At 54.5% G+C, this 13,956-nt stretch carries 11 protein-coding genes; all 11 read right to left on the bottom strand.

Annotation, left to right across the window (positions count from 1 at the left end; translation table 11 throughout):
- Positions 1 to 48: 48 nt before the first annotated feature.
- Positions 49 to 1,008 (bottom strand): acetyl-CoA carboxylase carboxyl transferase subunit alpha, encoded by a 960-nt coding sequence (gene accA / locus ABFV38_RS04080; RefSeq protein ID WP_008501895.1) that lies wholly within the window; start codon positions 1,006 to 1,008, stop codon positions 49 to 51.
- Between the two features lie 12 nt (positions 1,009 to 1,020).
- Complete coding sequence (gene dnaE / locus ABFV38_RS04075; protein ID WP_235403430.1) at positions 1,021 to 4,503, bottom strand: DNA polymerase III subunit alpha; 3,483 nt, start codon at positions 4,501 to 4,503, stop codon at positions 1,021 to 1,023.
- 38 nt (positions 4,504 to 4,541) lie between these two features.
- A complete protein-coding gene (gene rnhB, locus ABFV38_RS04070; protein WP_045907841.1) occupies positions 4,542 to 5,138 on the bottom strand; it encodes a ribonuclease HII in 597 nt (198 codons plus the stop codon).
- Complete coding sequence (gene lpxB / locus ABFV38_RS04065) at positions 5,135 to 6,283, bottom strand: lipid-A-disaccharide synthase (protein ID WP_045907840.1); 1,149 nt, start codon at positions 6,281 to 6,283, stop codon at positions 5,135 to 5,137. The genes rnhB and lpxB overlap by 4 nt, the downstream gene beginning before the upstream one ends.
- Positions 6,283 to 7,071 (bottom strand): acyl-ACP--UDP-N-acetylglucosamine O-acyltransferase, encoded by a 789-nt coding sequence (lpxA, locus tag ABFV38_RS04060; protein ID WP_348958562.1) that lies wholly within the window; start codon positions 7,069 to 7,071, stop codon positions 6,283 to 6,285. Before lpxA ends, lpxB begins: the two co-directional genes overlap by 1 nt.
- 3 nt (positions 7,072 to 7,074) lie before the next feature.
- Positions 7,075 to 7,530 carry a 3-hydroxyacyl-ACP dehydratase FabZ gene (gene fabZ, locus ABFV38_RS04055; protein WP_010426706.1) on the bottom strand — a complete coding sequence of 152 codons (456 nt, stop codon included), beginning with the start codon at positions 7,528 to 7,530 and terminating at the stop codon, positions 7,075 to 7,077.
- Positions 7,531 to 7,632: 102 nt separating this feature from the next.
- Positions 7,633 to 8,658 (bottom strand): UDP-3-O-(3-hydroxymyristoyl)glucosamine N-acyltransferase, encoded by a 1,026-nt coding sequence (gene lpxD, locus ABFV38_RS04050; protein ID WP_023345460.1) that lies wholly within the window; start codon positions 8,656 to 8,658, stop codon positions 7,633 to 7,635.
- A 3-nt stretch (positions 8,659 to 8,661) separates the two neighbouring features.
- On the bottom strand, positions 8,662 to 9,156 hold the full coding sequence (gene skp / locus ABFV38_RS04045) for a molecular chaperone Skp (RefSeq protein ID WP_045907838.1): 495 nt from the start codon (positions 9,154 to 9,156) through the stop codon (positions 8,662 to 8,664).
- Positions 9,157 to 9,278: 122 nt separating this feature from the next.
- Entirely contained in the window at positions 9,279 to 11,696 is a 2,418-nt protein-coding gene (gene bamA / locus ABFV38_RS04040) for an outer membrane protein assembly factor BamA (RefSeq protein ID WP_045907837.1), read from the bottom strand.
- Between the two features lie 31 nt (positions 11,697 to 11,727).
- Positions 11,728 to 13,080 carry a sigma E protease regulator RseP gene (gene rseP / locus ABFV38_RS04035; protein ID WP_348958559.1) on the bottom strand — a complete coding sequence of 451 codons (1,353 nt, stop codon included), beginning with the start codon at positions 13,078 to 13,080 and terminating at the stop codon, positions 11,728 to 11,730.
- An 11-nt stretch (positions 13,081 to 13,091) separates the two neighbouring features.
- Entirely contained in the window at positions 13,092 to 13,949 is an 858-nt protein-coding gene (gene cdsA / locus ABFV38_RS04030; protein ID WP_045907836.1) for a phosphatidate cytidylyltransferase, read from the bottom strand.
- Positions 13,950 to 13,956 lie beyond the last annotated feature (7 nt).

Raw genomic sequence — 13,956 nt, 5'->3', positions numbered from 1 at the left:
TATAAAAAAAGCCGCAACATTGTGCGGCTTTTCAGATAATTGTGAAGCTTACGCGTAGCCGTAAGTCATCAGACGCTGGTAACGGCGGTTGAGCAGATCTTCTTTGCTCAGCACGTCCAGGTCTGCCAGATCGGCCAGCAGCTGCGCTTTCAGGGACGCGGCCATCACTTCCGGCTTACGATGTGCACCACCCAGCGGTTCCGGGATGATGGAATCGATCAGCTTAAGCTCTTTCAGACGTGGCGCAATGATGCCCATCGCTTCGGCAGCCAGAGGCGCTTTGTCGGCACTTTTCCACAGAATGGACGCACAGCCTTCCGGGGAGATAACGGAATAGGTGCTGTACTGCAGCATATTCACTTTATCGCCCACGCCAATCGCCAGCGCGCCACCGGAACCCCCTTCACCGATAACGGTACAGATGACCGGCACCTTCAGACGAGACATCTCGCGCAGGTTGCGCGCGATGGCTTCAGACTGGCCGCGCTCTTCCGCGCCCACTCCAGGGTAGGCACCCGGGGTGTCGATGAAGGTGATGATAGGCATATTAAAACGCTCAGCCATCTCCATCAGACGCAGGGCTTTACGGTAGCCTTCTGGGGCTGGCATACCGAAGTTACGACGGATTTTCTCTTTGGTTTCACGACCTTTCTGATGACCAATGATCATCACCGGGCGTCCGTCCAGACGCGCGATACCACCAACGATAGCTTTGTCGTCAGCGTATGCGCGATCGCCTGCCAGTTCGTCAAATTCGTCAAACGCCAGGCGGACATAATCCAGGGTGTACGGACGCTGTGGATGGCGAGCCAGTTGGGCCACCTGCCATGCGCCGAGATCGGCAAAGATTTTGCGCGTCAGCTCTACGCTTTTCTCGCGCAGACGATGCACTTCTTCGTCGATGTTAATATCCAGTTTTTCATCCTGACGGCTTACCGCTGTCAGAGAATCGATTTTCGCTTCCAGCTCAGCAATCGGCTGTTCGAAATCAAGGAAATTCAGACTCATAGTATTCCTGTATTAGTCAAACTCCAGTTCCACCTGCTCCGAACCAATGAGGCCACGGAGATCGTTCAGTAAACGATCGCTCGGAGAGACACGCCACGTTGCACCAAAGCGCAACCGCGCACGTGCATCCGCCCTCTGATAGTAGAGATGTACTGGAATTGTCCCCGAGCGGTGGGGTTCCAGAGACTGACGGAGTCGGTTTAAAAGCTGGTCATCAATTTGCCTGTCCGTCAGCGAGATAGCAAGCCCGCGAGCATATTTTTCCCGGGCTTCGTCAATGTCCATCACTTCGCGGGCGGTCATTTTAAGCCCCCCACTGAAGTCATCAAAGCTGACCTGTCCGCTGACGATAAGTATGCGGTCTTTTTCCAGCAATTGCTGGTATTTATCCAGCGCGTCGGTGAACAGCATCACCTCCAGACGCCCGGAACGGTCATCCAACGTACAGATGCCGATACGATTGCCGCGCTTGGTGACCATAACCCTTGCAGCAATCACGAGCCCCGCAGCCGTGGTGATTTTACCACGTTCTGTCGGATGCATGTCTTTTAGCCTGTGGCCGCCGACATAGCGCTCAATTTCTTTAATGTACTGGTTGATCGGGTGACCCGTCAGGTACAAGCCTAACGTTTCACGCTCGCCGTCCAGCACCACCTGTTCTGGCCACGGCTGGCAGTTGGAATACGACTGTTCAATCTGCTCCGGCTCTTCCGCCAGCACCCCGAACATATCCGCCTGGCCAATGGCTTCCGCTTTTGCATGCTGATCCGCCGCTTTCAGGGCGTCGCCCAGCGAGTTCATTAGCGCGGCACGGTGCGGCCCCAGCCTGTCGAACGCGCCGGACATGATCAGTTTTTCCAGCACGCGGCGGTTCAGTTTTTTGGTATCGGTACGGGCGCAAAGATCGAACAGCTCGCGGAAATAGCCGCCGTTGTTGCGCGCTTCGATGATCGCCTCGATCGGCCCCTCACCTACGCCCTTGATCGCGCCAATCCCGTAAACGATCTCCCCGTCGTCATTGACGTGGAAATGATAAAGACCCGAGTTGATATCCGGCGGCAGGATCTTCAGCCCCATGCGCCAGCACTCATCCACCAGCCCTACCACCTTCTCGGTGTTGTCCATATCTGCGGTCATTACCGCAGCCATAAACTCAGCAGGATAGTGTGCCTTCAGCCACAGCGTTTGATACGACACCAAAGCATAGGCGGCGGAGTGAGATTTGTTAAATCCGTACCCGGCGAATTTCTCCACCAGGTCGAAAATTTTCATCGCCAGTTCGCCGTCAACGCCGTTTTTCTTCGCACCGTCTTCAAAGATGGAGCGCTGCTTGGCCATCTCTTCCGGCTTTTTCTTACCCATCGCACGACGCAGCATGTCCGCGCCGCCGAGGGTATAGCCGGAAAGCACCTGGGCGATCTGCATAACCTGTTCCTGATACAGGATGATGCCATAGGTGGGCTCCAGCACCGGCTTCAGGCTTTCGTGCTGCCACTGAACGTCCGGGTAGGAAATCTCTTCGCGCCCGTGCTTACGGTCGATAAAGTTATCTACCATCCCTGACTGCAGCGGGCCCGGACGGAACAGGGCAACCAGTGCGATCATATCTTCGAAGCAGTCGGGCTGCAGACGCTTAATCAGATCTTTCATGCCGCGGGATTCAAGCTGGAAGACGGCGGTGGTCTCCGAGCGCTGCAGCATGTCGAAACTTTTCTTGTCATCCAGCGGGATGGCCGCGATATCCAACGGCGGCTCGCCGTTCTTCTCGCGGCGGGCGTTGATCATCTCCAGCGCCCAGTTAATGATGGTCAACGTACGCAGACCAAGGAAGTCGAACTTCACCAGCCCGGCGTATTCTACGTCGTTCTTGTCAAACTGGGTAACCGGGTGTTGGCCCGCTTCATCGCAGTATAGCGGTGCAAAATCCGTAATTTTAGTCGGGGCGATAACTACGCCCCCTGCATGCTTACCGGCGTTACGCGTGACGCCTTCCAGCTTGCGCGCCATGTCGATCAGCGCTTTGACTTCTTCGTCCGCTTCGTAGATTTCCGGCAGCTGCGGTTCAGCCTCAAAGGCTTTTGCCAGCGTCATGCCTGGATCGGGCGGCACCAGTTTAGAGATGCGATCGACAAACCCGTACGGGTGGCCCAGCACGCGGCCCACGTCACGGATAACCGCTTTCGCCGCCATCGTACCGAAGGTAATGATCTGCGATACCGCGTCACGGCCGTACATATCGGCCACGTGCTCGATCACCTGATCGCGTTTCTCCATGCAGAAGTCGACGTCGAAGTCGGGCATCGAGACACGTTCCGGGTTGAGGAAACGTTCGAACAGCAGGTCGAATTCCAGCGGATCGAGGTCGGTGATTTTCAGCGCATACGCCACCAGCGAACCTGCACCGGAGCCACGCCCCGGTCCGACCGGCACGCCGTTATCCTTCGACCACTGGATAAACTCCATAACGATCAGGAAGTAGCCCGGGAAGCCCATCTGGTTGATCACCTGGAGTTCAATGTCCAGGCGTTCGTCATACTCAGGGCGACGCTTTTTACGCTCTTCTTCATCCGGGAACAAGAATTCCAGACGCTCTTCCAGACCTTCTTTTGATTTCGCGACCAGGAAATCTTCCGTGGTCATGTCTCCCGTCGGGAACTGCGGCAGGAAGTATTCGCCGAGGCGGACGGTGACGTTGCAGCGCTTGGCAATCTCTACGCTGTTTTCCAGCGCTTCGGGGATATCGGAGAAGAGTTCACACATCTCCTCCTCGCTGCGCATGTACTGTTGTGCGGAGTAATTACGCGGCCGCTTCGGATCGTCGAGGGTGAAACCATCGTGGATCGCCACGCGAATCTCATGCGCGTCGAAATCACCCGCCTCAAGGAACCGCACGTCGTTGGTGGCCACCACGGGCAACCCGCGCTCTTCTGCGAGCGCCACCGCGGCATGAAGATAGCTCTCTTCATCCTGACGGCCGGTACGGATCAACTCCAGGTAATAGCGATTCGGGAAATATTCTTCATAGAACGAGACGCATTGATCCACCAGCGCGCTATTGCCGCGCAGCAGACATTTGCCGACGTCACCCATACGGCCACCCGAGATCAGCAGCAGCCCTTCGTTCAGCTCGGCCAGCCAGTCACGGTCGATCCACGGCCCCAGCGCGCCATAGCCGCGCTGATAGGCTTTTGAGATAAGCAGGGTGAGGTTTTGATAACCCGTGTTGTTCATCGCCAGCACGGAGATTTGCGTCATTTCATCGCCGATGAGATCGCTCTGCACATGAAAATCTGCACCGACGACGGGCTTCATCCCCGCGCCGTGCGCCGTTCCGTAGAACTTCACCAGGCCACACAGGTTGGTAAAATCGGTGATCGCCAGCGCGGGCATGCCAAGGGAGGCCGCCTTTTTTACCAGCGGCCCGGTCTTCGCCAGCCCATCGATCATGGAGTAGTCGCTATGCACCCGCAGGTGTACGAAACGTGGTTCAGCCATCTTCAGATTCCGCGTTACTTAATTGCTTGCGTAATGATTCAGGACACCCGTCCCAGGGCGCGTTTCACCGGGCCAAAACTGCGCCGATGGTGTTCGGTTGCGCCATGTTCAGCCAGCCTCTCCAGGTGGAAAGGTGTGGGATATCCCTTATGCTGGGCGAAACCATACTGAGGGTAAGTGAGGTCCAGCGCGGCCATTTCGGCGTCGCGTGTCACTTTGGCAATAATAGAAGCTGCGCTAATTTCTGCGACCCGGCTATCGCCTTTGACCACTGCCATTGAAGGCATGGGCAGTGCCGGACAGCGGTTGCCGTCAATCAGGACATATTCAGGGGCGATTTTCAGCCCCGCTACCGCACGCTGCATCGCCAGCATCGTGGCGTGCAAAATATTCAGCTCGTCTATCTCATGCGGTTCAGCGCGCCCGAGGCTCCAGGCCAGCGCTTTCTCCTGAATCTCACTAAACAGCGCCAGCCGGCGCTTTTCAGACAATTTTTTAGAGTCGTTCAGCCCGACGATCGGCCGAGCCGGATCGAGGATCACCGCAGCGGTCACCACGGCCCCCACTAAAGGACCACGACCCACTTCATCCACGCCCGCCACAAGGTGGGTGTGAGGATAAACAAATTCCATCATTTTGCTAACTCCAGCACCGCATCGGCCGCTTGCTCATCAGCATGACAGCGGATCAGTTGATGCAGTTCGCGGAAGGTATCGTGCATCTGGTGGCTGGTTTTACCGTTGGCCAGCAGCGGCAGCAGCGCCTCGGCAAGCGCCTGCGGCTGGCACTCATCCTGCAGCAGCTCTTTCACCAGCTCGCGGCCGGCAAGCAGGTTTGGCAGGGAGACATAATCCGTTTTCACCAGACGTTTTGCCAGCCAGAAGGTAAACGGCTTCATGCGGTAACCGACCACCATCGGGCATTTCGCCAGCATACACTCCAGCGCCGCCGTGCCGGAGGCCAGCAGTGCGGCATCGCTCGCATACATTGCTTCCCGCCCTTGCCCGTCCAGAAGACGGACGTGAAGATCCGGGGCGACGTCTGCTTTGATGCGCTCAAACTGCTCGCGGCGTTTGGCATTCACCAGCGGCACGACCACTTCGAGATCGGGGTACGTCTGGCGAAGAATTTGCGCTGTCTTGAGGAAATCAGCGCTCAGCATCTCCACTTCTGCGCCACGGCTGCCGGGCAGCAAGGCCAGACAGTGCACATCATGGGGAATGCCCAGCACGTCGCGCGCCGCGTTTTTATCCGGATCCAGTGGCATTGCATCCGCCATGGTATGACCGATAAAACGGCACGGAACATTAAATCTGTCGTAAAACGCTTTTTCGAAAGGCAGGAAAGCCAGCACCAGGTGGGTGGACCGTCCGATTTTGAAAACGCGTTTCTGTCGCCACGCCCAGACGGACGGACTGACGTAGTGAATGGTTTTAATGCCCTGCTTTTTCAGGTTCCCTTCGAGGGTAATATTGAAATCAGGTGCATCGATACCGACAAACACATCGGGTTTGAGTTCGGTAAAGCGGCGGGTGAGATCGGCACGAATGTGCAGCAAACGGCGCAGCCGTCCCAGCACCTCAACGATCCCCATCACGGCCAGCTCTTCCATTTCGTACCAGGCTTCACAGCCTTCAGCCTGCATCAGCGGGCCAGCAACGCCGACAAAGCGAGCATTGGGTACACGCGCCTTAAGCGCACGGATGAGACCTGCACCAAGAATATCGCCGGAGGTTTCTCCGGCGACCAGGGCTATCGTAAGCGGACGACTGTCGACCATTAACGAATCAGACCCCTTGTTGAACGGTCAAAGAACTCCATGAACGCGTCCACTTCCGGGTGCTTTTTCGCCAGTTCGGCAATTTCCGGCTTCGCCTCTTCCAGCGTTTTACCGCTGCGGTACAGCAGTTTGTACGCGTTGCGGATGGCAGTAATCGCTTCGCGACTAAAGCCACGACGCTTGAGGCCTTCGATGTTCACACCAAACGGCGTGGCATGGTTGCCCTGCGCAATCACATACGGTGGGACGTCCTGCGCCACACCGGAGCATCCACCGACCATCACGTGCGCACCAATGATGCAGAACTGATGGACTGCGGTCATGCCGCCAATGATGGCGAAGTCATCAACCGATACGTGTCCTGCCAGCGTGGCGTTGTTGGCAAGAATACAGCGGTCACCCACGGTACAGTCGTGCGCGATATGCGCATTCACCATAAACAGGTTATCGCTGCCCACCTTCGTCACCCCACCACCCTGTACTGTTCCACGATGAATGGTGACGCTTTCGCGAATACGGTTACGATCGCCAATTTCCAGACGGGTCGACTCACCAGCATATTTCAGATCCTGGTTAACTTCGCCGATGGAGGCGAACTGATAGATCTCATTATTGCAGCCAATGGTCGTGTGACCATTCACGACAACGTGAGATTTCAGTACTGTACCCTCACCAATTTCGACATGGGGTCCAACAATACAAAACGGGCCAATGTGGACGTTAGCACCAATGATGGCACCGGTTTCCACAATCGCGGTAGGATGAATAAAGGCGGATTTATCAATCACGTATCAGGACTCCCGGCTACGAGCACACATCATCGTCGCTTCGCAAACAACTTTGCCGTCAACCAGCGCTACGCCTTTGAAGCGAGTCAGGCCACGACGCGTTTTTTCAAAAGTGACTTCCATGATCATCTGATCACCAGGCACGACTGGGCGCTTAAAGCGCGCTTCATCAATACCCGCGAAGTAATACAGCTCACCTGGCTCCAGTTTGCCGACGCTTTTGAACGCCAGAATACCGGTAGCCTGAGCCATCGCTTCCAGAATCAACACACCCGGGAAGATAGGCTTACCAGGGAAGTGCCCCTGGAAGAACGGCTCGTTCACGGAAACATTTTTCACTGCGCGCAGAAAACGACCTTCTTCAAAATCCAGCACACGGTCTACCAGCAGAAACGGGTAGCGGTGCGGCAGAAGTTCTAAAATCTCTTCAATATGCAGAGTATGAGTGTCAGTAGTCAAAATACTCTTCCTGTCAAAATGTACTGATAACAATAATAACACGGCCTGCCGGTTTATTAGAAAGCCGACAGGCCGGGAAAAATAGCGTTCAACGGATGACGCTTAGTCTTGTTGATCGATCTTACGCTCAAGGGACTTGAGGCGCTTGCTCATATCATCAATGTTCATCACCAGAGCTGCTGTTTTACGCCATACCTTGTTGGGCTGAAGCGGAATGCCGGAGGAATAGACGCCAGGTTCAGTGATAGGACGCATTACCATGCCCATTCCCGTCACGGTCACCTTGTCGCAAATTTCCATATGGCCATTAATCACGCTCGCACCGCCAATCATGCAATAACGGCCAATTTTCAGGCTGCCCGCCATGATGACGCCACCTGCAACCGCGGTATTGTCGCCAATCACAACGTTATGCGCAATCTGGCACTGGTTATCGATGATAACACCATTGCCAATGATCGTGTCGTCAAGCGCGCCACGGTCAATGGTGGTACAGGCGCCGATCTCCACGCGATCGCCAATAATGACGCGACCAAGCTGCGGGATCTTCACCCAGTTACCGCGATCGTTAGCGTAACCAAAGCCATCAGAACCAATCACGGTGCTGGACTGAACGAGGCAGTTTTCGCCAATTTCCACGTCATGATAAACGGACACATTGGCCCACAAACGGGTCCCCGCGCCGATTTTCGTATTTTTCCCAACGAAGCAGCCTGGGCCAATGACGACGTTATCGCCCAGCACAACGCCGGATTCGATAACCGCATTCGCCCCAACGGCGACGTTGTTACCCAGCCTGGCCGTCTCATCAATCGCTGCGCTGGCAGCAATGTTCTGGGCCGGTTGCGGCGTGGTATCAAGAATTTGAGCCATGCGTGCATACGTCAGGTAGGGGTTTTTCACTACCAGCGCGCTTACAGTGGCAAATGGAAGATCGTCCTGCGTCAGAACAACAGCTGACGCCTGGCATTGAGCCAGTTGCTCACGGTACTTAGGGCTTACCATGAAGGTAATCGTGCCAGCTTTAGCAGATTGCATGGACGCAACAGCGGTGATGACGATATCGCCATCACCGTGTAATTCTGCATCCAACTGCTGAGCTAAATCAGCCAGTCGAATTGAAGGCATTACTTATTTAACCTGTTTCAGAACATCAGCAGTGATGTCTTTAACATCTTTGCTGTTGAAAGCAACGGCGTTCGCATCAACAACCAGATCGATGCTCTGATCGGCAGCCACTGCTTTAACAGCGGTCTGAATGCGAGTCACCAGCTTGCCGCGTTCTTCGTTAGAACGACGCTGACGATCCTGCTCGAAAGCCTGCGCTTTCTGGGAGAACGTCTGGCGCTGAGCCATTACGTCTTTTTCCAGCTTGCTGCGGTCGCTTGCTTTCATGGTAGAACCATCACGCTGCAGACGCTGCATTTTGGACTGAAGATCGTTTTCCATACCCTGCAGTTCGCTTGCACGGCCTTTGAATTCGTTTTCCAGAGTCGCAGAAACACCTGTTTTCTGTGCAACCTGCTGGAACAAATTACCCATGTTGACGATTGCAATTTTGTCTGCTGCCTGAGCAGAAGTTGCCATCGCTAAACCGAGACCTGCAGCTAATAACCACTTTTTCACAATTAACTCCTTACCATCCCATTGGCACCAGAAGGTACCGTTCTTTGCGTGGCAAGGCGATCGTTTTACCGATCGCCAGTTGTCAGCGCTACACTGCCAACGCATTCCTTTGCTGCGGATTATTACCAGGTTTTACCAATGTTAAACTGGAATTGCTCCGACTTATCTCCATCATATTTCTTAAACGGCTGGGCGTAAGAGAAGACCAACGGCCCCAGCGGTGACATCCATTGTAATGCGATACCGGCAGACATGCGAATATTGCTCGGATCGCTGTAGTCAGGAACACCTGCCGCACGCATCTGGGCCGTATTCTGCCAGTTGGTATCCCACACCGTGCCCGCATCCCAGAAGAAGGACGTACGGACGGAGTTCGCGTATTTATCGCTGATAAACGGCGTTGGGGTGATGAACTCCAGGCTGGCAACGGCCATCGCGTTACCGCCCACCGCATCGTCAGAACTACAGACTTCAGATGAGGAAGACTTATCGCAGTTATCTTTGTCGTTCCCGCCGTAATAGACCGCTTTCGGACCAATGTTGTTGGACTGGAAGCCACGAACGGTGCTCGAACCACCCGCATAGAAGTTTTCATAGAACGGCAGTTCTTTGCCGCCTAAACCATCACCATAGCCCCAGCGGGTACGTCCCAGAACCACCCACTTATGATCGTCATCGATCGGGAAGTAGGATGCGGTATCCAGCGTCACCTTATAGAACTCGTTATCGGAGCCCGGCACGGTGACTTTACCGTTCAGGTTGACGCGAGAACCTTCGGTTGGGAAGTAGCCACGGTCGAGACGGTTATAGGTCCAGCCGTAGTTGAAGGTGAAGTCATCCGCCGCGAAACCGTTGTTATCGCTGTTTTTGCTTGCCGATTGGCCAATAGAATCCAGATAACGCCACATCGCCACCTGCGGTTGCATATTGGACAGGTCGTTATGCACGTAACCTAAGCCCGCACGCAGGGTGTTGTATTCGTTGATCGGGAAGCCAAGCGTACCGTCCACACCGTAACTCTTGTTGGTGTACGAGGACAGATCCGCATCGTCTGCTTTAAAGTCGTTATAGAAGATACGACCGCCCAGGCTCACACCGTCAACGGTGAAGTATGGGTTCGTTACAGAGAATTCAGAGTAGGTCTGGTAGTCGTTTTTGGTACCGTTAATTCCGACAGAGTAACCCGTACCCAGCCAGTTATCTTGCTGCACGCCGACCTGGAAGCTGACGCCGCTTTCGGTACCGTAGCCCACACCGAAGTTGAAGCTACCGGTGTTACGCTCTTTCACTTTATAAACGACATCAACCTGATCCGGGCTGCCCGGTACGCGCTGGGTGTCGGTGTCCACCGTTTCAAAATAGCCCAGACGGTTCAGACGCTCTTTACCCTGATCAACGAGATCGCTACCTAACCATGCGCCTTCCATCTGACGCATTTCGCGACGCAGAACGGAGTCTTTGGAGGTGTCGTTACCGACGAAGCGGATCTTACGCACGTAAAAACGGTTACCCGCGTCAACATTCACGTGCAGCTTAACGGTTTTATCCGCGTCATTGATTTCCGGCTGAGTCTGTACGCGCGGATAGGCATAACCATAGCGGCCGAGCAGCTTCTTAATGCTGTCTTCCATTTTGGTGACCTTGGAACCGCTATAGAGATCGCCTGGCTGAATTTTGGTCAGCGATTCGATTTCAGCAGAATGCCCCGCCAGGTTACCACTTACCTCAACACCCGAAAGCTTGTACTGATCGCCTTCCGTGATGTTGATCGTAATGTAGATGCCTTTCTTGTCCGGCGTGAGACTCACCTGAGTCGAGTCGATATTGAAACGCGCGTAACCACGGTCCAGATAGTAGCTGCGCAGGGTTTCAAGGTCGCCCGCCAGTTTCTGTTTCTGGTATTTACGATCGCCCACCACGTTCCACCACGGCACTTCATCGCGCAGCTGGAAGGTGGAGATCAGTTCGTCGGTGCTGAACGCGTGGTTGCCGACAATGTTGATCTGCTGGATCTTCGCAGAAACACCTTCCTGGAAGACCAGCTTCAGGTCAACACGGTTACGCGGCAGCGGAGTGACAACCGCTTTCACGCTGGCGCTGTATTTACCGACACTGTAGTAGAAGTCTTCCAGACCTTTTTCAATGTCTGAAAGGGTTGTGCGGTCCAGAGACTCCCCCACACGAACACCGGATGCTTCAAGGTTTTGCTTGAGCATGTCATCTTTCACCGACTTGTTGCCGGAGAAAGTGATACTGGCGATCGTTGGACGTTCTTTTACCTGTACCAGCAGCGTATCACCATCGCGCAGGACGCGGACATCCTCGAAGTTGCCGGTGGCAAACAGAGCACGGATGGTGTTACTGATATCATCATCATTAACCGTATCGCCGGGGCGCACAGGCATACTGAGGAGGGCCGCACCAACGGCGACACGCTGAAGGCCTTCGAAATGAATGTCTTTCACTACGAACCCGTCAGCACCGTATACGGTGGCGCTGCTAAACAGCAGCGACGCTATGAGCAACTTTTTCATCGCCATCGTTATTATGCGTTCTTCCTAACTAACTCTCTTACAACCGAGAGAAATCATTGAAAAGTGCAAGCCCCATTAACAGCACCAGCAAAATCGAGCCAATGCGATAACTAAAGTCTTGAACTCGCTCGGATACCGGTCCGCCTTTTAGCTTTTCAATCGCTAAAAACAGCAGATGACCCCCGTCTAAAACGGGAAGCGGGAACAGGTTGATTATCCCAAGGTTCACGCTAATGAGCGCGAGGAACATGAGATAGTAAATCACCCCGAATTCCGCTGACATCCCAGCCCCCTGAGCAATCGAAATTGGCCCACTGAGGTTGTTCAGTTTCACATCACCGGTTATCAATTTCCCCAACATGTTGACCGTCAGCTTCATCAGTTGCCATGTTTTATCCGTGGCTTCAAGGATGGCGCTGAACGGCCCATACTGGCGTATTGTCTTGTACTCATCTGGCAGCGGGATCACTTTTGGCACAACGCCTGCAAACCCTTCTGTCTTCTTGCCGACCGACTTCGTATCCGGGATCAGCGTCAGCGAAAGCGGACTGCCCTGCCTTTCAACTTCCAGCGCGAGAGACGTACCCGGATTATCGCGCACCAGAGTAACAAAGGTCATCCACTCTGTTAATGGTTGACCATCGACTTTAACGATCCTGTCGCCTGCTTGCAAACCCGCTTTGCTCGCCGCCGAGTTGGCCTGGACTTCGGCTAATACCGGCTCGATCTGTGCGCCGCGTGGACGAATGCCCAGCGCAGCGACGGGATCCTCTTTGTCCGGCTCGAAACGCCAGTGACGTAAATCGAGCACTTTGTCCTGACGGGCGTCTGACCCAAACGGCGATACGCTGATGGTGGTCTGCGGATCGCCAATTTTAGCAACCAGCTGCAGTCGCACGGCATCCCAATCAGGGGTTTCGATACCATCAATCGCTTTAAGTTCCATCCCGGATGTAATTTGCGCACTCGCCGCGATGGAGTTGGGGGCAATTTCACCGACCACCGGACGTACGCCAGGGACGCCGATGATAAACACCAGCCAGTAAGCGAAAATCGCAAAGATGAAATTGGCTACCGGTCCGGCAGCGATGATGGCGGCGCGTTGTCCAACGGTTTTATTGTTGAATGCGCTGTGTCGCAGCTCAGGCGCGACAGGCTCGACGCGTTCGTCGAGCATTTTGACGTAGCCGCCCAGCGGGATAAGGGCGATGACAAATTCCGTGCCGTGGCGATCGGTGCGCGTCCAGAGTGATTTACCAAAACCGATGGAAAACCGCTCTACGCGCACACCACAGCGGCGAGCAACCCAGAAATGGCCAAATTCATGCACGGTAATCAGTACACCCAGTGCAACTATAAACGCCGCCAGATTCCAGAGAATGCTCAGCATAAAACCTTCCGTTAAATCGTCCCGAATACCAGTAAAAGCAAACACGCAAACACGGGAACAGCCGCTGTCAGGCTATCAATGCGATCCAGTATACCGCCATGCCCTGGAATCAGGTGTCCACTGTCCTTAATCCCTGCTTCACGCTTGAACATACTTTCGGTTAAATCACCGAGCACGGAGGCAAGCGCAGCAAAAATCGAGCACACCAGCAGTATTGACGGTGCCACTTCAAGATTCGCCCAGACGCCGTAGCCCCAGGAGATGATCGCGGCCGTAAACAAACCGCCGATGAATCCTTGCCAGGTTTTGCCCGGAGAAACCTTCGGCGCCAGCTTATGTTTGCCAAACAGTTTACCAAACATATAGGCCCCGGAGTCAGCCCCCCAGACGAGAATCATCACATAAAGCAGCCAGATCGCACCGCTGTAGTGGTTTTCGTCGTAGTGCCAGGCACGCAGCGCAACCATACCCCAGAAAAAAGGAATAATGGTGAGCAAACCAAAAATCAGTCGCAGCACTTTTGAATGACGCCATAACGCCGCGGAGCCGGGATAAAACAGCACCAGCAACAGCGCGGCCACCCACCAGGCCAACGATATCCACAAGGAACCGGCCACCAGTGGCTGATGAATATCATGATGATATTCAGGCAACGTAAACAGCATTATGGCCAGGATAAAGCCACACAGTACCGCAAGCCATACTCGCTGCGTGCGCGAGGTAAAGCCGCTAAACTGTCCCCATTCCCACGCGGCGAGCATGCACACCACCAGCGTAACAATAGCGAATCCCACCGGGGGCAGTAAAAACAGCGCCGCAATGACAATGGGTATTAATACAAAAGCGGAAATCAGGCGATACTTCAGCAAAAGCTAC

The organism is Enterobacter cloacae complex sp. Mu1197 (assembly GCF_040059225.1).
GTDB classification, from domain to species: domain Bacteria; phylum Pseudomonadota; class Gammaproteobacteria; order Enterobacterales; family Enterobacteriaceae; genus Enterobacter; species Enterobacter quasiroggenkampii.
This window is presented reverse-complemented; position numbering and strand designations above follow the sequence as displayed.